Raw genomic sequence first — 21,864 nt, 5'->3', positions numbered from 1 at the left:
TTTGCAAAAACATTTATCAGAGAATTAAAAAGTTATGAAAGCTTTGGAAAGATTATTTGCAGAAAAGTTGCTGAAGGTGAAGGCTGTGAAGATTCAGCCGGCTAACCCGTTTACTTGGGCATCAGGTTGGAAATCGCCGATTTATTGTGACAATCGTAAGACGTTGTCATATCCTGCACTTCGTAACTTCGTAAAGTTAGAAATTTGTCGTGTTATTCTTGAAAAATTCGGTGAAGTAGACGCCATCGCAGGTGTAGCTACAGGTGCGATTGCACAGGGTGCGCTGGTGGCAGAAGAGTTGAACTTGCCGTTCGTATATGTTCGTTCAAGTCCGAAAGACCATGGCTTGGAAAATTTGATTGAAGGTGAATTGCGTCCGGGTATGAAAGTGGTTGTTGTAGAAGACCTGATTTCAACCGGTGGAAGCAGTTTGAAAGCGGTAGAAGCTATCCGTCGCGACGGTTGTGAAGTAATTGGAATGATTGCTTCTTTCACTTACGGTTTCGATGTATCAGTAGAAGCCTTCAAGAAAGCAAAAGTAGAACTGGTTACACTGACCAACTACAATGCGGTGCTGGAAGTAGCTTTGAAGACCGATTATATCAATGAAGAGGATATCCCTGTGCTGCAGGCATGGAGAGAGGATCCTTCTCACTGGACTGGAAAATAATAGATTCTGTAACTGGGAAAGCAGTCTCGGATTGTAAATAGGAGATGTCATCCTGAGCGAGTCCACTCTGCTCAAGATGACATTTTTTTATGCGATGACGGGAGAATTTTCCTGAAGATTGAAAAAATATGGCTGTACAATTTGAAAGCAATGTGAAGCATGTTCCTTATAGTCAGGAACGAGTATATAACAAACTGTCCGACCTGAATAACCTGGAAGGAGTTCGGGAACGTCTGGACATGGTGAAGGACAAGCAGGACGGGAAACTGGAAGATATGTCGTTCGACCGTGATTCCATTACCTTGAAAGTACAGGGCATCAGTCTTACATTGCGCATCATTGAGCGTGAACCTTTGAAGTGCATCAAGTTTGAAGGTGACAAATCGCCCATACCTTTGAATCTGTGGATTCAGATTCTGCCTGTAACACAGGAAGAGGCTAAAATGAAAGTGACTATCCGTGCGGAAGTGAACATGTTCATGAAAGCCATGGTGTCAAAGCCCCTGCAGGAGGGAGTAGAGAAACTGGCTGACATGCTGGCCATGCTTCCTTATTAATTGAAATGACCGGCAGATGCCGGAGATAAAAACTGAAATTATGGCTCAAAAACTTTGGGAAAAAAATGTACAGGTAAATGCGGAAATTGACCGCTTTACCGTGGGACGTGACCGCGAAATGGACATGTATCTGGCAAAGTACGACGTGTTGGGTTCGATGGCGCATATTACCATGTTGGAAAGTATCGGTCTGCTGACCTCGGACGAACTGAAGATTTTGCTGGAAGAACTGAAAAATATATACGCTTCCGTAGAACGCGGGGAGTTTATGATTGAAGACGGAATAGAGGATGTACATTCACAGGTGGAACTGATGCTGACACGCCGCCTGGGGGATGTGGGAAAGAAAATCCACAGTGGACGTTCGCGCAATGACCAGGTGCTGGTCGACTTGAAGCTGTTTATCCGTGCTCAGTTGAAATCGGTGGCAGAAGCTGTAGAACGTTTGTTCCATGTACTTATTTCTCAGAGCAACCGTTACAAGGATGTGCTTATGCCGGGATATACCCACCTGCAGATTGCCATGCCTTCCTCTTTCGGTCTGTGGTTTGGAGCTTATGCAGAAAGCTTGGTGGACGATATGATGTTCCTTCAGGCTGCATATAAGACCTGTAACCGTAATCCATTGGGCTCGGCAGCAGGTTATGGTTCTTCTTTCCCGTTGGACCGTGAGATGACCACCCGCCTGTTGGGATTCGATTCAATGAATTACAATGTGGTGTATGCTCAGATGGGCCGTGGCAAGGTGGAACGCAACGTATCGTTTGCGCTGGCTTCCATTGCCGGTACACTGTCGAAGATGGCGTTTGATGCCTGCATGTTCAGTTGTCAGAACTTCGGCTTCGTGAAGTTGCCCGATGAATGTACCACTGGTTCCAGCATCATGCCGCACAAGAAGAATCCTGACGTGTTTGAGCTGACCCGTGCCAAATGCAACAAGATTCAGGCTCTTCCGCAGCAGATTATGATGATTATGAACAATCTTCCTTCAGGTTATTTCCGTGACCTTCAGATTATCAAGGAAGTGTTCCTTCCTGCCTTTGAGGAGCTGGAAGACTGCTTGCAGATGGCTACTTACATCATGGAGAAAATCAAAATCAACGAACATATTCTGGATGATGACAAATACCTGTATATGTTCAGTGTGGAAGAGGTGAACCGTCTGGCTTCAGAAGGAATGCCGTTCCGTGATGCATATAAGAAAGTAGGGCTGGACATTGAGGCTGGAAACTTCTCACACGATAAGACCGTACATCACACGCATGCCGGAAGTATCGGTAACTTGTGCAATGACAAGATTGAAGAACTGATGCAGCAAGTGGTGAGTGGCTTCAACTTCGAGAAAGTGATTCAAGCTGAAAACTCACTTTTAGGAAGATAATTGCATAAAATTAGAAAGAAAACGGGTGAAAAGTTTGGAGTATATCGCAAAACTCCCTACATTTGCACCCGTAAACGCGGAAATAGCTCAGTTGGTAGAGCATAACCTTGCCAAGGTTAGGGTCGCGAGTTCGAGTCTCGTTTTCCGCTCTTTCTTTGAAAGGATGCTCGAATGGTGGAATCGGTAGACACGAGGGACTTAAAATCCCTTGGCCATTGCGGCTGTGCGGGTTCAAGTCCCGCTTCGAGTACATGAAAAAGGCTCTGTAAATCAATGATTTACGGAGCCTTTTCCTTTTTATACGCTGGATTGGACTTATCCTTATTACATTCAGTTTATGCGTTTCTGGGGCTCACGGTTAAACCGAAAGTTAAACCATGAGTTAAATCCGGATGCTGTATGAATGCTACAGTTAAAGTGAGTATGCAAAGTGTCTACTGTTCCAGTTTATAAAAAGAAAAGACGTCTAGTTATATCAGGAAAAGTCATGCTTTCAGTACTTCTTAGGCAGTACTACAGTACTCCCCTGAAAGTACTACAGTACTTCCTTGACAGTACTGCAGTACTTCCACGGAAGTACTGGAAATTATGAAGCTGATATAAATGAAGCTGATATAAATGAAGTTGTTATGAAATTGCTGCTTTATCAGCTGGCAGCGCGCAGCTGGTTGAACAAATCCTTCTGTTTTTCGGTCAGGGAGGTCGGGATATTGATGTGGTACGATACAATCATATCGCCGAACTGGCCGGTCTGTTTGTACACTGGGAATCCTTTTCCTCTCAAACGGACCTTCGTGTCGTTCTGTGTACCCGGTTTTACTTTCAGTTTGACCATTCCGTCCATGGTTTTCACTTGTATCTCTCCACCCAGTACGGCAGTGTACAAGTCGATATTGACGTGGGTGTAGAGGTCATCTCCCTTACGTTCGAAGGTATCATCCTTATCGATGACAAAGGTGATGTACAAGTCTCCGTTTTCTCCTCCGTTCATGGCTTTCTGGCCGTAGCCTTTCAGACGGATGGTCTGTCCGTCGGCCACTCCTGCCGGCACAGTAATACGGATATTTTCACCGTTGATGCTGAAAGTCTGTTTGTGGGTGACGTAGGCTTCATTGAGCGACAAGTGCATCTGTGCTTCTATATCCTGTCCCCTCGACATGGTGTGGTATCCTCCTCGTCCACCTCTTCCGTGCCCGAAAAGCTGTTCGAAGAAGTCGGAGAAGCCGCTTGCTCCTGTTCCTCCAAATCCTTCCGTAAATTCACCGTCGTTCATGGAGTACCAGTAGCCGGAGCCACCGTGCTGTTGCTGTGCCCTGCTGTATGCCTCACGTTCCTGCTTAAACTCATCGGCATGTTTCCAGTGTTCGCCATATTCGTCGTATTTCTTACGCTTTTCGGGATCGCTCAATACTTCGTTGGCTTCATTCACTTGCTGGAACTTTCCTTCTGCCGACGGGTCATCCTTGTTCAGGTCAGGATGATATTTCTTGGCCAGCTTCCGGTATGCCTGCTTGATTTCATCCTGAGTGGCATTACGGTCTACTCCCAAAATCTTATAGTAATCAATAAATGCCATATATCAATCGTTTTAAGTTAGTTCCAAAATAAAAACTCTCGCCCACAATGGATGCAGACGAGAGTTTTCCGTTATTTGTGATGATTAATGTATTTCAATCACACGATTAATTTTTGCTTTTTCTTCCTGAGAATACTTTGGCAGCTCAATAGTCAATACACCATTTGCTACATTGGCAGTAATCTTTTCCTTATCGACATTGTCGGGCAAGTAAAGTGACTGCTGGAACTTGGTGTAAGAGAACTCACGTCGTAAGTATTTTTTGTTTTCCTTGTCTTCGTTTTCAACTTTCTTTTCCATGGAGATGACCAGTTCGTTTTCATCACCCAAGTGGATATTGAAATCCTCTTTAGTCATTCCCGGAACGGCTACTTCTACTTTGTAATCCTTGTCGCTTTCCACCACATTGATTGCAGGTGCGGTAGCGTTTGCTTTTTCCATCCAGTTGTTATCGAAGAAGTCATTAAAGATACTTGGTAACCAGTTCTGATTGTAATATTTTCTAGTCGGCATCATAGTTGTAATCTCCTATTTTTAGTTGTTAATCAATTTTGTTTCTGAACCCGAACCCTTTTGAAATTCAAGTTCACTTACTCTTTTGCAAACAGTGTACCACAAATCTTGAATGGGGGTTGTTGTAACTTCCATTTTTAATGTAATACCTTTATTTTAAACCTTCTATGCCGATTTTTAAACCTTTGCAAACTATATTAGCTGTCTGATGGAATGGGTTGTAACAAATTGTCATTTTAAATTTAAATTGTAAAGACAAAAAGTCTTATTCTGTGACATATTGTCATTTATTCACTCTTTGAGTGCCGTAATCTGATGGAATGTGAAGACAGACGCTTTTCCTGCATCGGTGCGGGAATGATGGATTTAAGAGTATCTATAACCGCATTGACCATTCTTTCGCGGATAAAGTCTTCTTTGATAAGAATAGATACGTGGCGTTGTGTCGGAGGGTTTGCCTGAAGAGGTAGGACGTGGGCTTTCTGTTTCTCGGTTAATGACGCAATATGAAGTTCGGGGATGATGGTATACCGGAAATGATGGATAAAGTCGGGTACGAGATAGGGAGCAATGGTGGGCAGAATACCGATACGCAGGTTACCGTTCATGCTGTCCGTTTCGTCGGCTACTACCTCCTTTATGCATTGGGTTTCATTCAGTACAATCTGTGCCTGGCGGATGATTTTTTCACCGATGCGGGTAGGGGTGATATTTTTCCGGTCGCGGTTGAATATCTTGACATCAAGTTCTTCTTCCAGCTTTTGAATCATCGCACTGAGGGTAGGCTGTGTCACGCCACACGCCTCGGCTGCAAGTACAAAGTGGTGGTACTTGTCCAGTGCCACGATATATTCCATCTGTTGTAACGTCATGGTTCAATAGATATTATCAATACAAAGATAAATAAAATCTGTTGTGCCCTTGCGTATTTCCCTCTACATTTGCATCAGAAATAAACAAAAAAGGTGTTGACAATGAAAAGATTATTTCGTAATTGGGGTGTTCTCCGGGTGATACGCCTCCTTTCGGAAGCTGTGTTTGCCGCTTATGGTATCTATGCCTCAGACTCCCTGATGATAGTATTGGGCGGGTTGTTGATGCTGATGGCCATGGTGAACTGGTCCTGCTGTGCGGCAGGAGGATGTGACATCTCGTCTGGGAACAAAGCATTGTATAAGGATTTTGTGAAACCTTATCAGGCAACAAAGGAAAGTAAGTAAAAATTTAAAAACAGAAGAATATGAGTGCAGTACATTTAACCAAAGCAGATTTTTTGACAAGAGTAGCAAACTATGAAGCGAATCCGAACGAATGGAAATTCTTAGGTGAGCGTCCGGCCTTGATTGATTTTTATGCCACCTGGTGTGGTCCGTGCAAGATGCTGGCTCCGGTATTGGATGAGTTGGCCGATGAATATGCCGGACAGGTAGACATCTATAAAAAAGGAGAGCCTTACAGCTCTCCTTTTTTTATGGCTTCCATGATGTTGGCCGGAGCACGTTCGGCCAGCAATTCTTTTTTCATATAATCCATGTAAGGGGCTACGTGCTGGAAGAACTGATGGTAGCCTTTGCATAAATAGTTCAGTCCAGGTTCACCATCGGCTGTGCGGGAGAATCGGTTTTTCGGGCATTCACCGTTGCAGGCAAAGAGGAACTCACATTCCTTGCACTGGCGCGGGAGGGAGTCTTGTTTCATTTGCCCGAACTTCATCTGGCGTTCGCTGTACATCATTTCTACCAGTGTCTTTTCATGAATGTTGCCCAGCTTGTATTCCGGAAATACAAAGTGATCGCAGGAATATACGTCGCCGTTGAATTCCATGACGCCGGCATGTCCGCAAGTCTTGGCCATGGTGCAGACACCCGGCTGCGCACCTACCCAGTTGGCCAGGGTGGAGTCGAACAACTGGATGAAGAAATTACCTACATCCTGGCGTACCCATTCGTCAAACAAGATGCAGAGGAAGTTGCCCCATTGTTCCGGTGATACGGAGAAGTCGGCTAATCTTTCGTCTTCCTGTAGCGGACTGGCCAGATGACGGCCGTCGGCATGGGGGCTGATACGCTCTACAATCGGGGTAAACTGGATGTAGTGGCAGTCAATTTCCTTGAAGAAATGATAGAAGTCCAGCGGATAGTCTGCGTTGAAGTCATTCACTACGGCCAGGGCGTTCCATTCTACCCCGTGTTTCTTCAGCAAGTGAATGCCTTGCATTACCTTGGTGAATGACGGGCGTCCCTGACGGTTCTTGCGGTATTCATCATGGAACTCCTGTGGTCCGTCGATGGACACGCCTACCAGCCAGTTGTTCTTTTTGAAGAATTCGCACCACTCATCCGTCAGCAAGGTACCGTTGGTCTGGATACAGTTGTCGATGGTACGTCCTCCGGCATATTTCTGTTGCAGTTCCATCACTCGCTTGTAGAAGCTGAGCGGACGCATCAGAGTCTCTCCGCCGTGCCAGGTAAAGAGCACCTGCGGCATGGTCTGTGAGCCGATGTATTCGCGGATAAATTTCTCTAACAGCTCGTCGCTCATCACATGCTTGGAGATGTCTTTATATAAGTTGGCCTTTTCCAGGTAGTAACAATAGTCGCAAGCTAAGTTGCAGACTGCCCCTACGGGTTTTGTCATCACATATAGCGGACGGGCAAAAGGCGCAATGGTTTGATTCATGGTATCGTGGTTTAAGTAAGTATTCAAGTTATTTTTCGTTTTCTTCGGAAAGATGTGCTAATAGTCCTTCGCAGGCATCTTCCAGGATGTCGAGCACATTCTCGAAGCCTTGAGCTCCTCCATAATAGGGATCAGGCACATAGTCGATTACCTTGGTACGGCAGAAATCGGTCATGCGGTGAATCTTCTGTTCACTTTCCACGTCGGGCGCTTTGTCGCGCAGGGCATCGATGTTGCGGTCGTCCATACCTAAAATCCAGTCGAAGTGATAGAAATCTTCCGTGCGTACCGGACGCGAGCGGTGGGTCAGCTGGTAACCTCTGCGGCTGGCGTGAGCCCGCATACGTTCATCGGGCAGTTCTCCTTCGTGGAAACCGCTGATGCCTGCGGAATCAATTTCAAACTCTTTTTCTCTTCCTGCCCGGCGCACCAGCGTACGCATGATTTCTTCGGCAGAAGAGGAACGGCAGATGTTGCCGAGACAGACGAATAATATTCTTTGTTTCATCATTTATCAAGGTGTAAATACTGTTTAAAACGTGCTACATCCGTATTCAGGATGAGGCTTTCGGGAAACTCGGTTTCCTTGACCAGCTCCAGGGCATGGTCGTAAGTCGCAATGTCGAATGAGATGTGTGCATCACTTCCCAGGATGACAGGCACCTCATATTGTTTGCAGAGACGGAGTATCTCTAAGTTGTTGGGCCGTGCTTCCACTTTGTTGCGGCAAGGCTTCAAGGAACTATTGTTGATTTCCAGCAAGGTGTGATGGGCTTTGGCGGCCTGCACAATCGGTTCAAAAAGCAACTTGGCCGTACCATCCCCCGGATGGCTGATGATGTGGGTGTAAGGATTTTCGATGGCTTTAATCATTCCTTGCGTATTTTCTTCGGGAGTTCCCGGTGTGTAGCACAAGGAATGAATACCTGCGATTCGCAAATCCAGCAAGTTCATGTGGAATTCATCCAGGTCGAGTGTGCCTTGCGTGTCAAGGATATTGATTTCCGCCCCAAGCAGGAGCTCGATGCCGTACATCTGCCGCGGTACCACGTGTAGGTTGCGAAAGTAAATCAGGTGACAGCTTCCGGGAATTCCCGGTGTATGTTCCGTGATGCCGAGCAACTTCAGGCCTTTGTCGGCTGCTGCCCGTACCATTTCCTGCAGACTGCTGAAAGCGTGTCCGCTGGCAATGGTGTGCGTATGTACATCTAATTCTATCTTCATGTGTATAGGGTTTAGGTAGGGTCTACATCATAATATACCATCAGTGAGCGGAAGCGCTCATCTTCTATGAGGGTGCGCTGTACCTGTGTCAGGTAGCGGCGTACCTTGCTCATGGAAGCTTCCTGCTCTATCTTGATGACAATCTTCCGGATGAAAAGTGATTGTATCCGTGCCACGGGTGGTTTGTCCGGACCTAATATCCGTTTGCCCATGCCTTGTCGCAGGTGAGCGGCCATCAGGTCGGCTGCCTGGTTCAGGATGTCTTCCTTGCGGTGCTTCAGATATACGTAAATCAGCCGGTAGAAGGGAGGGTATTTGAACAGGCTGCGTTCTTCCATCTGTTCCTGATACAAACGGGTGTAATCGTTGGCCATAATCTGATGAATAAGCGGATTCTCCGGCGACTTCGTCTGAAGCACCACCAGTCCCTGCTTGTTCTTTCGTCCGGCTCTTCCGGCCACTTGTGCCATGAGCTGGAACGCCCGTTCGTACGAGCGGAAATCGGGATAATTTATCATCGAGTCGGCATTCAGGATACCTACCACGCTTACCCGGTCGAAGTCCAGTCCTTTGGAAATCATCTGCGTACCAATCAGAATATCCGTCTTCCCCTCTTCAAAGTCGTTGATGATACGCTCGTAGGCCGTGCGGGTACGGGTGGTATCCAAGTCCATTCGGGCCACTTTGGCTTCCGGAAAAATCTGCTTGATGTCGTCTTCAATTTTTTCTGTGCCGAATCCGCGGTTCATAAGCTCCACTCCTCCACAAGCCGGACAGGCTGTAGGCACGGCGTAGGTATAGCCACAATAGTGACACGTCAGCTGGTGAAGCCCTTTGTGATAGGTCAGACTCACATCGCAGTTCTTGCAGCGCGGTACCCATCCGCAGGTGCGGCATTCAATCATCGGGGCAAAACCCCGTCGGTTCTGGAACAAGATGACCTGTTCTTTCTGCTCCAAAGCTTCCCGTATTTTCTGTAACAAAAGCGGAGAGAACTGTGCCGTCATCCGTTTCTTACGGGCCAGTTCCTTGATGTCCACTAACTCAATGTGTGGCAACTGAATCTGCTGATGGCGTTCGGTCAGTTCTACCAGACCGTATTTCCCATTTCGGGCATGGTAATAACTCTCCAGGCTGGGCGTGGCCGTACCTAACAGGGTTTTGGCACCGTACATGGAAGCCAGCATGATGGCGGCATTCCGTGCATGATAGCGTGGGGCAGGGTCTTGCTGCTTGTAGCTCGTTTCATGTTCCTCGTCCACGATGACCAGTCCCAGTCGCCGGAACGGAAGGAATACCGAGGAACGGACTCCCAATATCACGTCGTAACCTTGTTCGGTCAGTTGCTTTTGCCAGATTTCCACCCGTTCCGCATCCGGAAACTTGGAGTGATATACTCCTAAGCGTTTGCCGAATACCCGTCGTAACCGTTCGGTAATCTGGGTCGTCAAGGCAATTTCCGGAAGAAGATAGAGCACCTGCTTTCCGGCTTTCAGCACTTCTTCTATCAGGTGGATATAGATTTCCGTCTTTCCGCTGGCCGTCACGCCGTGGAGCAGGCATACGTTCTTGGTCTGGAAGGAAGTCAGGATTTCATAAAACGCCCGTTGCTGTGCGGAGCTCAGGGTGTGTAGTGGAACCGTTTCGGCGTGGTTTCCCGTAAGTCGGCCAATCTCATGCAAGTACGTCTCCAGTATTTGTTTGTCTACTAAGTTCTTGAAGACGGATTGCGTCTGTCCGGAGGCATCGAGCAACTCCTTCTTGCTGACTTCCCGGATATTTTTCCCTTCGGTGTTCCATCCCGACAATTCAAGGTATTTCATCAGGATGGCCTGCTGCTTGGGGGCTCGTGCTAGTAAATCAAACTGAATGTGCAGGTGATGTTCGTTCTGCAACACTTCTGTCAGTCGTACCCGTACTTCCGTACGCGGTTTATAGCTTCGTTTGATTTCTTCCTTGATGCAGATAGCCTCTTTCTCCAGCAGCGATTTGATGACTGGCAACAAATTCTTCATGCCGCTGGCCTTTTCTAGTTGCGTAACGCATTGCTCCGGGTCGGCACTGAGCAAGTCCAGAATACGCTGTTCCCGTGGAGGGAGTGGTTCCGAAGCCACAAAGTCCGGATTGTATTCCACCAGTGTTTCGCTTTCCAGTTTCATACCCGAAGGAAGGGCTGCTTTGTACACGTCTCCCAACGTGCAGAGGTAATAGTCGGCCAGCCATTTCCAGAAAGAAAACTGCTGTCCTAACAAAACCGGGCGTGAGTCGAGCACTTCCGAGATGTCTTTGGTTTCATACGCCTCTGGGGCCGTTTCGTGTACCTTGGTAACAATGGCCGTATAAAACTTTTTAGGACCGAAAGGCACGATGACCCGGCAGCCAGGCTGTATGCTGGCTTCCATACCTTCCGAAAGCGAATACGTGTACTGGCTGGCAATGGGCAGGGGTACTATGACATCCACGAATTTTTTCATATTGCAAAGTTACAAAAAGCCCCTCACATAGCTGGTTCCCTCCTGAAACTTTTATAGATTTGTACCTGCTGTTTTTAATCTTTAATTCAAAATGAAAATTTACAATATTGGAATCATCGGATGTGGTAGCATTGCGGCAAAAATGGCGGCTACGCTTGGAGGAATGAAAGGGGTGAAACGCTATGCCGTGGCTTCGCGCACGGTAGAAAAAGCAAAGGCTTTTGCCGAGAAATGGCAGTTTGCGAAGGCTTACGGGAGTTATGAAGAACTGGCTTCCGATGCGGAAGTAGATTTGATTTATATTGCCACTCCTCATGCCATGCACTATGACAATGCCCGTTTGTGTATTGAGAAAGGAAAACCGGTGCTGTGTGAGAAGGCCTTTACGGCTAATGCCCGTCAGGCAGCTGACCTGCTGAAACTGGCTGAAGAGAAGAAAGTATTTCTGACCGAAGCTATCTGGACCCGTTACATGCCGCTTTCGTTGAAGATTCGTGAGCTATTAGAAGAAGGAGTGATTGGTACTCCTCATATCTTATCGGCCAATTTAGGGTATGTAATTGACCGGAAGGAACGTATCTTACGTCCGGAACTGGCGGGCGGTGCCTTACTCGATTTGGGTGTGTACCTGCTCAACTTTGCTGCCATGTATTTCGGAAAGGAAGTAGCTTCCGTGCATTCCGTCTGCCAGAAAACGGATACAGGAGTGGATGCACAGGAAAATATTACGTTGCTGTATAAGGATGGCAAGATGGCTGCCTTGCAGGCAAGCATTCATGCCGCTACCGATCGCATGGGTATCATTTCGGGAGATAAAGGTCATTTGATAGTAGAAAACATCAACAATCCGCAGTCGGTCAAAGTGCTGGATACGAATTATCAGACTGTAGCCGTATACAATGTCCCGCAACAGATTACAGGCTATGAGTATCAGGTGTACGCTTCATTGGAAGCAATTGAAAAAGACTGGCTGGAATCGCCTTATATGCCGCATGCCGAGACACTCCGCATCATGCAGCAGATGGATGCACTTCGCCGGGAATGGGGAGTAGTGTATCCTTGCGATAACGAATAAACGGTCTGTATGATAAAAAAGGAAACCTCCTTTCAAAGTGAATATTCTATATCACCTGAAAGGAGGTTTTTTATGGTTTTCTATGTGTTTTTAGAATAGGTAAGCAACAGAAACTTGCCAAGTATTTTGTTTGAAACCGATAGTGGCCAAATCTTCTATGTCACCATCATGTATTTTTCCATTGTCTTTTAGAGCGAAGTTGTAGTTGGCACCTACCTGCAAATGGCCAAGGAGTTTCAAACCTGCACCGACATTGAAACTGGTCGTATTTTTCTTGAATTCGCATACTTTGTCGATAGAACTAAACCAGCGGTCACCTATATTGAATCCAAACTGAGGACCTACAGCTACGTATGCACCTACCAGGCTACTGAATCCGACAGTCCATCTCAGATTGATAGGAATTTCAATGCTCTTCTTTGTAGAAGTTCCTTTTTCTGAGTCTACGCCGAACTGGTTGTATAATACAGAACCATCAATACCTAATCCCAAAAGTGGCAATGTAAACTCGGCAGTCGGACCGATAAAGAATCCGGCTCTGTTGTCTGAACTTAGAGTCTCTTTAGAAAGATGTAGTTTGGAAACGTTCAAACCTGCTTTTACTCCAAATTTTATTTGGGCTTGTGCCGGAATGGCAAGTGCCAGACAGGCAATTACCATCAGTGTAGATAATAACTTCTTCATATCTTGTTTCGTTTAGAGTTTCTGCAAAGGTAGATATTAATTGGAAATAGAAAAGAGGGTATTAGCAGAAAAGTGTAATTTATCTCGGAATATTTATTATTAGACAAAAAGAAATTTTAGGTTTTCTGTGGCGGAACTGTATGTTTCTCATGGCAGAGCCCTATGTTTCCCATAAGAAAAACATAGGGCTTCGCGGTGAGAAACGTAAAAGATAAGGATTTCTTTGTTGATTAATTCTTTGTCCTTATTATTGGAGAGAGTCTGTTTTTTTAATTCCCAAACCGTGAGGTATCTACTTCCTTCACTTCTTTTTTCTTGTAGCCACCAAAACGATAACTGAACGAAAGGGTAATGCTCTGCATGTAGCTTTTGGTATTCATGTCGAGATGTTGCGCACCGTTCCGGACTTTTGTTTTGGGATTCATCGTATTGAATAGGTCACGTCCTTTCAGTTGAAGCATGGCTTTGTCTTTGGCAAAGGTGTAGCGCAGGGCTGCATCTACGAAGGCCACTGGCTGAATGTCGTAACTGCCTTGTATGGATTTTGTTTGTCCGAAAGCGGTAACTTCCATTTTCAGGTTGGGCTGACGGCAGAGCTGGAAGGTATGTGTCCAATGCCCTACACCGACCCATTGCTTCTGATTGAAAGGTGCATCGTAATATGCGCTGGCCTTGTCGTGTTTTAAGGTGGCCTGCAGGGTGAGACGGCTGTCCCACCAGCTTCCTGCCTTGAAAGGAAGGATGGCGGTGAAAGAAAGGTCCTGAGTGTAATCCCAGTTCTGCCAGTTGTAGAGGGCTTTCAGACGGTCGGAATCCAGGTAGACGGTCTGCATGAAGTAGTCGGGTGTATAGCTGTAGCTTGCCTGAAAAATGTATTTGCTTTTCAGAATGTAGGTCAAGTCGACGTTGTAATCGGTGTAGGGACGAAGGAATGGGTTTCCCAGACTTTCGTTGTAACCGTTCAGGTAGCTGGTGGCGCCACTCAGTGTCCAGTAATCGGGATAAGTCTTGTCAGAGCTGAAAGACAACTGGAGAATGTGTGAGGCAGACGGCATGTAGTTCAACTGGAGAGTGGGGTAGACAGCCCATTTCCGGTAATCCTGCATCTGGTAGTATTCCAATGTGGCAGAGGCACTCAGGGTCCATTGGGAATTGAACGCCTTGTCGAATCCGGCGTAGACGTTATAGGTGTATTCACGGATACGGCTGTGCAGGTCGTTACCTTGCATTTCCGGCAAATCATAGTTTTGGGTGTTCCGGTTGTTGACGTAGGTAAAAGAGGTTCCGTAGTTCAATGTCCAGTTTTGTGGCAGTGTGTGGTGCTGGTCGGCATAGATTTTCCAGCGGTCAATGTGCTGGTCGGAACAGCTTATGAAGCGGGTTTCTACCTTTTCCGGACTTCGGTCGAAGAAGTTTTGTGTATCGGTCGAGGTAAAATACGTGTAGTCGGCTCCTGCCTGAAATCCGAATCCGGAGGTATAATACAATGCGGCATTGTGCATCTGATGGTGAGCCTGAGAATGATTGAATGATTCGGAAATATTCCCGTTGGAATGGCTGTCGCCGGTTTTGTCCGGACTGAACTGGGTGGTATAGGACAAGTTCAGCGAGTTGTCTTTATCAAATTTATACGTCCCTCCGGCGCGCAGGGTGTGCGTCAGACTACGTCCTTCATTGTCCGTCACCTGATTCACATCATATACCTGCTCCTTTACCGTATGCCGGGCGATGAAATCAATGTAGCCACGGGTATAGTTGCTCCGAAGGTTGTACATGAATTCAAGGTCTATTTTAGGAGAAGTATAGGCCAGTGTGACGCCTCCGTTGCCCCCGGCTTCCTTCTGCTGTTTATATTCACCGTTGACTTCTCCTTGCAAGCCTCCTTCGCCGGGTTTATATCCTTTCAGTACGAGGTTGATAGCCGCACCGCGCACGTGGTACTGCGGAGGAGCGCTGTACATCACTTCCGCTTTCTCCACACGCGAAGCCGGTATACCCTTTAAGAGAGTGACGAGTTGTTCGTAGGTCATGGACGAGGGACGTCCGTTCAGCAGCAGACTGACTCCGCCTGCTCCGGCCAGCGTCAGTACATCATTCTGTTCGATAACCCCCGGAAGCTGTTTGAGGGCTTCGTACGCATTGGTGACCAGCCGCTGGGAGGTCAGCTGCGGCATGTCATAGGTCAGACGGCTGCCTTCCACGGTGACCAGCGGGCGTTCGCCTTGTACCACGACTTCCTGAAGGGCGTAGTCTTTCGGTTGCAGTGTAAACGTGCCGGCATCGGTCCCTGTGCCTTCTTTCTCCTGCGGTTCATATAGCAGGTGTTGGAACAGCAGGCGGTAGCGCGCCGGCTGGTGATTCAGCAGGAAAGTACCGTCAGCATTTGTAATGGTAGCTTCTACAAATATGGAATCGGGTGTTTGGAGCACGACCGTGGCCCCGTCAATAGGCTGACGGGAAGGGTCGGTAACTTTACCTGTGATGGTTTGTGCGGTGGCTGTTCCGAGCATCGTACCGAGGAGTAACAAGATGCTCACTAAAAAATACTTTTTCATATCGTTCGTGTCTTTATCTTTCATTATCTTTGACACTGCAAAACTAAAAAGCCCGTTTCGCTTTTTGGGTTAAGACAAGGTTAACGCTACGTTAACGTCTTTCGTTTACGTGAAGAATATACGCTTATGAAGATGAAACACATTCGCTGGATTGCGGTAGTGGGGCTGATTGCGATTGTCGAACTACAGTATGTCTGGCTGGTCAACACTTACAAACTGACCCGTGAGAACGTCATGCGGCAGAGCCATGAGCTTTTTAAAGATGCAGCACTTCAGGAAGCCTTTGGTCGTATGATTATCTGGAAGCAATTGTATGGGAAGAAGGATTCTACTTATACTTATCAATTTAAGCTTGAGGCGGATGTAGTGGACAGCGATACGGTACAGGAGGAGGAGATTCCGGAAACGCGTCAGTATATCGAATCGGCTGTGTTTATCGCCATACAGGAAGGGGTATCGAATACGTTCAAGATGGATGTGTCCTTGCATAATTTGGATTCTATTTATGCTCACATGCTGGATTCGGTTGGTATCTCGGCCAAGGTGTCGACTTGTATGACGGATTCGCTAGGTAATGTATTGCGGGCATCTTCTCCACAGGCAAAACTGGAAGGACAAAAATACTTGAGAACAAGGCTGGTGCCTATTAATAAGGCATATACTCGCTATCTGCAAGGGGTGATTCTGAATCCTTACTGGGTGATTTTCCAGCGTATGACTCTGTTGCTGATTGCCACGGTGCTGATTATGGTACTGGTCATTATCTGTATTGTGTATCAGATTCGTGTCATTATCCGGCAGGATAAGATAGCCAAGATGAGGGAGGACTTTTCGTATGCCATGATTCACGATATGAAGACTCCACTGAGTTCCATCCTGATGGGAACGGAGATTCTGGAAAGCGGACGTCTGGACGGACAGCCGGAAAAGAAGGAACGTTATTTTCGTATTGTGAAAGAGGAAGGAGAGCATCTGCTGGCGTTGACCAACAAGGTGCTGACGCTTTCCAAGCTGGAGAATCATGCATTGAAGTTGCAGCAAGCGGATTGTTTGCTGCGGCCGATTTTGGAGGACTTGGCGGAGAAGTACAAGGCAAAAACTACCAAGCAGGTTGCGTTTGTATGGGACTTGCAGGAAGATGTGGTTTGGGCAGATGAGGAATTTCTGAAAGAAGCGCTCAGTAATTTGATAGACAATGCATTGAAATATTCGGGCGAAGCAGTGGAAATCACATTCCTTTCGGAACGGAAAGCGGATGGAACGGTCTGTGTAACGGTGGCCGATAATGGTTTCGGTATTCCGTTGAAAGACCAGCGGAAGATTTTTGAGAAATACGAACGGGCGGCAGCCAGTGAACGCAGTCGTTCCGGTGGAGCATCTGGTTTCGGACTGGGACTGAATTATGTGCTTCGGATTATGGAGGCGCACGGCGGACGGGTCACGCTGGAAAGTATAGAGGGGGAATACAGTCGGTTTACCTTGGTTTTTCCTCCGGAGAGTGCCCTGGAAAATAAAAAAGAGGAACAATGAAATGGAAGAGATAATCAAATTGTTGTTGGTGGAAGATGACGCGAATCTGTGTTACATCATTCAGGGTGGTTTGGAGGATATGATTGGAGGGTATCAGGTGCTGACGGCATCCAATGGCGAGGAAGGATTGGCCGTTTGGAAGGCACAGCAGCCGGATGTCATCGTAGCCGACATTGAGATGCCGGTAATGGACGGATATGAGATGGTACGGCGTATCCGGGAACAGGATGAGTATGTGCCCATCTTGTTTACTTCCGGGCGTGTGTCACCGAAAGATGTAGTGAAAGGTTATGAACTGGGTGTGAATAACTATGTCAAAAAGCCATTTCTGGCCGAGGAATTGCATGCGCATATCACGGCATTACTGAAACTGACGCGAGGGGTATCGGCGCAGAAAGAAGTCCGGGAGGTACCCATCGGGAAACTGTTCTCGTTTGATACGGTGCGTGGCGTATGGAAGCAGAAAGGGGGAGAAGAACGGATGCTGACGGTGCGGGAAGCCGATTTGCTTCGTATGTTGTGTGAACACAAGGGACAGGTCGTGCGGCGGGAAGTCATCTTGTCGCGTCTATGGAATACGGAGGAAGATTATTTTGCTTCGCGCAGTTTGGATGTATTCGTGTCTCGCTTGCGCAAACTGTTAGCGGCCGATGATACGGTGGAACTGAAGACCGTGAAAGGAGTAGGTTTGATGTTGGAAGAAAAAGTATAATTTAAAATACAAAACGAATATGCAATATTTTAAAAGTGATTACATGGAAGGAGCGCATCCCTTGATTCTGGAGCGCTTGTGTCAGACGAATATGGAGAAAACTTCGGGCTATGGTACGGATGAGTATTGTGCATTGGCTCGCCGGAAAATTGCAGAAGCTTGCGGATGCCCGCAGGCAGAAGTACATTTTATGGTGGGAGGTACACAGACCAATTCCACGGTCATTACGGCCTTGCTTCGTCCGTATGAGGGAGTGATTGCAGCAGAAACGGGTCACATCAACCAGCATGAAGCTGGGGCGGTGGAAGCAGGAGGACATAAAGTGCTGGCTTTGCCTCACCATGAAGGAAAGTTGGATGCGGAAGAAGTAGACCGTTATGTGACGGCTTTCTACCAGGACCCGAGCTGGGAGCACATGGTGGCTCCAGGAATGGTGTATATATCGCATCCTACAGAATACGGCACACTTTATACGCTGGATGAATTGAAGGCTTTGTCTGCCGTGTGCCGTAAGCATAAGATTCCGTTGTTCCTCGACGGGGCTCGTTTGGGTTACGGACTGGCGGCACGGGATACGGATGTGACTTTGAAAGACATCGCTTCCTTGTGTGATATTTTCTATATTGGTGGAACCAAGGTCGGAGCCTTGTTTGGTGAGGCAGTCGTAATTCCTCAGCCCGGACTGATTCGTCAGTTTGATACGATTATCAAGCAGCGGGGCGTGTTGTTGGCCAAGGGGCGTCTGTTAGGTTTGCAGTTTGATACCTTGTTTACGGATGGCTTGTACTTGAAAATTGCCCGTCACGCCATTGATATGGCTGACCGGATTGTGGAAGGACTGAAAGCAAACGGTTATACATTCTACATTCGTCCGCAGAGCAACCAGTTGTTTGTACAGCTTGAAAACAGCTTGTACGAGAAACTGGCACAGCGTATCGGCTTTGAGGTGTGGGAGAAACGGGCTGACGGTACGACAGTGGTACGTATCGCGACCAGTTGGGCTACACGTGAAGAAGATGTGGCTGAATTGCTGGAAGAGTTGAAAAACAAGTAATCTTAGGCAAAGATAAAAAGGAACAGCCTCGCAACATTTACGGAATTAAATGCCGTAAACCTTGCGAGGCTGTTTTTTATTTCTCGGTTTCTTCCTCTTTGAACCAGGAAGCATACATCAGATACCCGTTGGCAATCTTCTGATTCAGTTCCTTGCTCTGTGTAGGGTCAACTTTCTTGATAAACTTGGCGGGTACGCCGCCCCAAAGCGTATGTGGTTCAATGACGGTATTGGCAAGTACCAGTGCGCCGGCAGCTACGATGGCTCCTTCACCTACTACGGCATGGTCGAGCAGGGTAGACCCCATTCCAATCAGGGCATTGTCGTGCACACAAGCTCCGTGAAGTGTCACGTTGTGGCCGATGGATACGTCATTGCCTATTTCTACGGTTGATTTCTCATATAATGTATGAAGTACGGTACCGTCCTGAATGTTCACACGGTCGCCGATACGGATGGAGTTTACATCTCCCCGAAGTACTGCATTGAACCATACGCTGCAATCCTTTCCCATTACTACATCGCCGATGATGGTGGCATTGTCGGCCAGATAACAATTTTCACCGATTTGAGGAGTAAACCCTCTTACTGATTTGATAAGTGCCATAGGTAAATCATTTTTAAGAGGGGCTAAGTTAGCGGATTTTTCTGAATATCAAAGAAGCTCCAGAATTCTTTTTTCCCGTTTCAGGTCCTCTATGTTTTTATCGGGAGAGACTAGCATCATGCTTTTGATTACGTCTCCAGTGTGGCAGGTATAGTCATAGTAGTCAGCTTCTTCCGGAGTCAGCTCTTCTTTAGGAATGACTTTGGTAGGCTTCGGACTTTTGGAAGCACCTTATAATGTAGCTGCCATGTTTGTCAACGGACTTTCATTAGGTTGTACGTGGGGAGTGATTTTCAGTTTTATCGAAGGACGGAAGGTGACGGACATCTTGGCCAGTCTGTTCGGGGTGAGCATGGTGTTCAGCTCGGGAGTTGCAAAAAGCTTTGGCTTGTTTGCCATGAATGAAATGCAGATAGACCAATTCTGGATGCCGGCAGTAATCGGAGGTTTTGCCTTGCCTTTGCTGGTCTTTATGGGATGTATGCTGAAACGTTTGCCCCAGCCTACGGCAGAAGATATTGCGTTGCGTAACGAGCGGGTAGTGCTTGATGGAAAAGGATGTGTGGCTTTGTTCCGGAAATATGCTCCGATTCTTACGCTGCTTTTCATCGGTAACTTCATGTTGCTGGTCTTGCGTGATATTAAAGAAGATTTCCTGGTGAACATTCTGGATATGAGCAATCAGTCTTCCTGGTTGTTTGCTCGCATTGATACCATTGTCACATTGATTATTTTGGGGATATTTGCCTTGTTTGCATTTTTCCGTAGTAATATCAGAGCGCTGTTGTGGCTGATGACGCTGGTAATAGCTGGATGTCTGACCATGACATACGTGTCTTTCCATTATGAAACGCTGGACTTGAAACCGGTCACCTGGCTGTTTATCCAAAGTTTATCGCTTTACATAGCTTATCTGACTTTCCAGACCATTTTCTTTGACCGTTTTTATTGCCTGCTTCCGCATCAAGGGAAACGTGGGATTCTTTATTGCGCTGATTGATTTTATCGGGTATCTGGGTACGGTAACCTTACTTTCTACCAAAGAATTCCTGAACATCGAGTTGGAATGGTTTGCCTTGTTCAACCATATAGCCGGTTTTGTAGGAGCCACTTGTTCGATTCTGTTTATTGTGGCCAGCATCCTGATTCACCGGAAGTACATGCAAGGCTTGAAACTCAAGAATACAGATTTTTATATAAACCCTCAATATAATACGATTTAAGATGAAACAAGATTATGACATTATTATTATAGGAGGCGGACTGCTGGGATGTGCTACCGCATATCAGCTGGCAAAACGTCATGCAGGGAATATCCTGTTGCTGGACGGAAATGAAATTGCCTCTCAGGCATCGGCCCGTGCGGCTTGTCTCCTGACGCGTGCTCGTACTAAACCGGCATTGATGGAGCTGGTACAGGAAACATACGATTGTATCGAGGAGATAGAATCTCTTTTAGATGAGTCGCTGGAACTCCAGATGTGCGGAAGTATTACAATTGCTTCATCAGAAGCTTCTTTGAAAGGCTTGGAGGCGTTGGAAGAAGCGGCCTGCCGTTTTGGAATACCCAATGAACGGATTGGAAAGGAACGGGTAAAGGAATTACTTCCTTGGATTGAGGAGGAAGCGGTAGATGTGGCACTTTATATGCCGACGGATGCGTTCATTGATTCAGCACTTCTTTGTTCGGGTTATGCCAAAGCTGCCCGTAAGCTGGGAGTAACTTTACGTTCAAATTGTAAGGTAAAGGAAATTCTGGTGGAAGACGCTGAGGTGAAAGGTGTCAGACTGGCAACCGGAGAAGCGGTAACGGCTCCGGTGGTAGTAAATGCAGCTGGTTCATGGGCTAACTTGCTAATGCGTCCGTTGAAAGTCGGTTTACCGTTTACTCCTGTAAGAAGCCATTTCTGGATTACTTCCATTGATGCTACACGCTTCCCTGCCAATCATCCGTTTACGATCATTCCGGATGCACGTGCCTTTACCCGTTCCGATGTGGGGGGCTTGATTATCGGTCTGCGCGAAAGCCAGTGCCAGGCTTTTGACCTTTCTACATTGACTGAAAAACTGGAGGATTTTGATTTTAATAAGGCGGCAAAGTGGACTGTGCTGGATGAATGTGCCCCGCTGTTAAAAAAGTATTTGAAAGATATTGACGACCTCCCGATTGCACACTATATGTCTGGACCTTCCTGCTATGTGCCGGATGCAAAATTCATTATTGGTCCGGTAGCACGTTACAAAGGATTGCATACGGTGACTGGATGCTGCGGAGGTGGAGTCGCTGCCGGAGGTGGTATGGGCCGTCTGGCTGCCGAACTGATTTTAGGAGAAACTCCGTTTGTGAATCCGGAATTGTTCTCTCCAGAACGCTTTGGAGAGGTCGATCCTTTTTCTGCTGAATTCCAGCAGCGCTGTGCCGACGCACGTTCCAATAAAAAAGGAGGATAAGACAGGGTGTGTATTTCTCGTCAATTCAATACTTCGGTAAAAATTTACCGAAGTATTGTTGTTTCTATGAGGAAATATTTTTTTGCAAACCTCGGGTGGAAAACCGTGTAATGTTTCCATTA

At 46.9% G+C, this 21,864-nt stretch carries 19 protein-coding genes, 2 tRNA genes and 2 pseudogenes; 13 read left to right on the top strand and 10 right to left on the bottom strand.

Going from position 1 to position 21,864, the window contains the following annotated elements:
• Positions 1 to 34 precede the first annotated feature (34 nt).
• The 5 genes from pyrE to WKT20_RS01970 all read left to right on the top strand — a co-directional run bounded on the left by pyrE (position 35) and on the right by WKT20_RS01970 (position 2,858).
• Positions 35 to 670 (top strand): orotate phosphoribosyltransferase, encoded by a 636-nt coding sequence (gene pyrE, locus WKT20_RS01990; RefSeq protein ID WP_117670158.1) that lies wholly within the window; start codon positions 35 to 37, stop codon positions 668 to 670.
• 128 nt (positions 671 to 798) lie between these two features.
• Entirely contained in the window at positions 799 to 1,227 is a 429-nt protein-coding gene (locus WKT20_RS01985; protein ID WP_340416736.1) for an SRPBCC family protein, read from the top strand.
• Between the two features lie 40 nt (positions 1,228 to 1,267).
• Complete coding sequence (argH, locus tag WKT20_RS01980) at positions 1,268 to 2,608, top strand: argininosuccinate lyase (protein WP_117702054.1); 1,341 nt, start codon at positions 1,268 to 1,270, stop codon at positions 2,606 to 2,608.
• Positions 2,609 to 2,684: 76 nt separating this feature from the next.
• Positions 2,685 to 2,757: transfer RNA gene (locus tag WKT20_RS01975), tRNA-Gly, on the top strand.
• 16 nt (positions 2,758 to 2,773) lie between these two features.
• A tRNA-Leu gene (locus tag WKT20_RS01970) sits at positions 2,774 to 2,858 on the top strand.
• A gap of 396 nt (positions 2,859 to 3,254) precedes the next feature.
• On the opposite strand, the gene WKT20_RS01965 is transcribed toward WKT20_RS01970, so the two are convergent.
• The 3 genes from WKT20_RS01965 to WKT20_RS01955 all read right to left on the bottom strand — a co-directional run bounded on the left by WKT20_RS01965 (position 3,255) and on the right by WKT20_RS01955 (position 5,569).
• Positions 3,255 to 4,184 carry a J domain-containing protein gene (locus WKT20_RS01965; RefSeq protein WP_304208615.1) on the bottom strand — a complete coding sequence of 310 codons (930 nt, stop codon included), beginning with the start codon at positions 4,182 to 4,184 and terminating at the stop codon, positions 3,255 to 3,257.
• Positions 4,185 to 4,268: 84 nt separating this feature from the next.
• A complete protein-coding gene (locus WKT20_RS01960; protein WP_022052577.1) occupies positions 4,269 to 4,700 on the bottom strand; it encodes an Hsp20/alpha crystallin family protein in 432 nt (143 codons plus the stop codon).
• A 284-nt stretch (positions 4,701 to 4,984) separates the two neighbouring features.
• Complete coding sequence (locus WKT20_RS01955; RefSeq protein WP_340416735.1) at positions 4,985 to 5,569, bottom strand: LysR family transcriptional regulator; 585 nt, start codon at positions 5,567 to 5,569, stop codon at positions 4,985 to 4,987.
• 102 nt (positions 5,570 to 5,671) lie between these two features.
• On the opposite strand from WKT20_RS01955, the gene WKT20_RS01950 reads away from it, so the two are divergent.
• Both WKT20_RS01950 and WKT20_RS01945 read left to right on the top strand, forming a co-directional pair.
• Positions 5,672 to 5,917 carry a hypothetical protein gene (locus WKT20_RS01950; RefSeq protein WP_117702017.1) on the top strand — a complete coding sequence of 82 codons (246 nt, stop codon included), beginning with the start codon at positions 5,672 to 5,674 and terminating at the stop codon, positions 5,915 to 5,917.
• A gap of 20 nt (positions 5,918 to 5,937) precedes the next feature.
• Positions 5,938 to 6,138, top strand: a pseudogene (locus WKT20_RS01945) (thioredoxin domain-containing protein); the annotation flags it as partial.
• Positions 6,139 to 6,149: 11 nt separating this feature from the next.
• Here the strand turns inward: WKT20_RS01945 and WKT20_RS01940 are convergent.
• The 4 genes from WKT20_RS01940 to priA are packed head-to-tail and all read right to left on the bottom strand — an operon-like array spanning position 6,150 to position 11,074.
• On the bottom strand, positions 6,150 to 7,376 hold the full coding sequence (locus tag WKT20_RS01940) for an anaerobic sulfatase-maturation protein (RefSeq protein WP_118244031.1): 1,227 nt from the start codon (positions 7,374 to 7,376) through the stop codon (positions 6,150 to 6,152).
• Between the two features lie 28 nt (positions 7,377 to 7,404).
• Positions 7,405 to 7,887: a low molecular weight protein-tyrosine-phosphatase gene (locus WKT20_RS01935; RefSeq protein ID WP_117702014.1), complete on the bottom strand. Its 483-nt coding sequence runs from the start codon at positions 7,885 to 7,887 to the stop codon at positions 7,405 to 7,407.
• Complete coding sequence (locus WKT20_RS01930) at positions 7,884 to 8,600, bottom strand: phosphatase (RefSeq protein ID WP_117702013.1); 717 nt, start codon at positions 8,598 to 8,600, stop codon at positions 7,884 to 7,886. The genes WKT20_RS01935 and WKT20_RS01930 overlap by 4 nt, the downstream gene beginning before the upstream one ends.
• Positions 8,601 to 8,611: 11 nt before the next feature.
• Positions 8,612 to 11,074, bottom strand: coding sequence for a replication restart helicase PriA (priA, locus tag WKT20_RS01925; protein WP_340416734.1), 2,463 nt, complete (start codon positions 11,072 to 11,074; stop codon positions 8,612 to 8,614).
• A gap of 91 nt (positions 11,075 to 11,165) precedes the next feature.
• On the opposite strand from priA, the gene WKT20_RS01920 reads away from it, so the two are divergent.
• Positions 11,166 to 12,149 carry a Gfo/Idh/MocA family protein gene (locus WKT20_RS01920; protein ID WP_340416733.1) on the top strand — a complete coding sequence of 328 codons (984 nt, stop codon included), beginning with the start codon at positions 11,166 to 11,168 and terminating at the stop codon, positions 12,147 to 12,149.
• A gap of 90 nt (positions 12,150 to 12,239) precedes the next feature.
• Here the strand turns inward: WKT20_RS01920 and WKT20_RS01915 are convergent, their stop codons facing one another.
• Positions 12,240 to 12,833: a porin family protein gene (locus WKT20_RS01915; RefSeq protein WP_340416732.1), complete on the bottom strand. Its 594-nt coding sequence runs from the start codon at positions 12,831 to 12,833 to the stop codon at positions 12,240 to 12,242.
• Positions 12,834 to 13,102: 269 nt separating this feature from the next.
• The gene (locus WKT20_RS01910) at positions 13,103 to 15,388 is read right to left on the bottom strand and encodes an outer membrane beta-barrel family protein (RefSeq protein WP_340416731.1); all 2,286 of its coding nucleotides are present in this window, start codon (positions 15,386 to 15,388) and stop codon (positions 13,103 to 13,105) included.
• Between the two features lie 126 nt (positions 15,389 to 15,514).
• On the opposite strand from WKT20_RS01910, the gene WKT20_RS01905 reads away from it, so the two are divergent.
• From WKT20_RS01905 to WKT20_RS01895, 3 genes are read left to right on the top strand one after another with little or no spacing between them, the layout of a single operon-like run.
• Complete coding sequence (locus WKT20_RS01905) at positions 15,515 to 16,918, top strand: sensor histidine kinase (RefSeq protein WP_340416730.1); 1,404 nt, start codon at positions 15,515 to 15,517, stop codon at positions 16,916 to 16,918.
• 10 nt (positions 16,919 to 16,928) lie between these two features.
• Positions 16,929 to 17,630: a response regulator transcription factor gene (locus WKT20_RS01900; RefSeq protein WP_118164577.1), complete on the top strand. Its 702-nt coding sequence runs from the start codon at positions 16,929 to 16,931 to the stop codon at positions 17,628 to 17,630.
• A gap of 19 nt (positions 17,631 to 17,649) precedes the next feature.
• Positions 17,650 to 18,684 carry a threonine aldolase family protein gene (locus WKT20_RS01895; RefSeq protein WP_340416729.1) on the top strand — a complete coding sequence of 345 codons (1,035 nt, stop codon included), beginning with the start codon at positions 17,650 to 17,652 and terminating at the stop codon, positions 18,682 to 18,684.
• A gap of 76 nt (positions 18,685 to 18,760) precedes the next feature.
• Here the strand turns inward: WKT20_RS01895 and WKT20_RS01890 are convergent, their stop codons facing one another.
• Positions 18,761 to 19,291, bottom strand: coding sequence for a gamma carbonic anhydrase family protein (locus tag WKT20_RS01890; RefSeq protein ID WP_117702007.1), 531 nt, complete (start codon positions 19,289 to 19,291; stop codon positions 18,761 to 18,763).
• Positions 19,292 to 19,490: 199 nt separating this feature from the next.
• Between WKT20_RS01890 and WKT20_RS01885 the strand changes: the two are divergent.
• Positions 19,491 to 20,514 (top strand): annotated as a pseudogene (locus WKT20_RS01885) (DUF5690 family protein); the annotation flags it as partial.
• Between the two features lies 1 nt (position 20,515).
• Positions 20,516 to 21,742 (top strand): NAD(P)/FAD-dependent oxidoreductase, encoded by a 1,227-nt coding sequence (locus WKT20_RS01880; protein WP_340416728.1) that lies wholly within the window; start codon positions 20,516 to 20,518, stop codon positions 21,740 to 21,742.
• The last annotated feature ends 122 nt before the right edge of the window (positions 21,743 to 21,864 follow it).

The organism is Phocaeicola sp. ICN-14070 (genome assembly GCF_037892625.1).
In the GTDB taxonomy this organism is placed as follows: Bacteria; Bacteroidota; Bacteroidia; order Bacteroidales; family Bacteroidaceae; genus Phocaeicola; species Phocaeicola plebeius.
The sequence above is the reverse complement of the archived record's forward strand: the minus strand, read 5'-3'. Positions and strand labels throughout refer to the sequence as shown.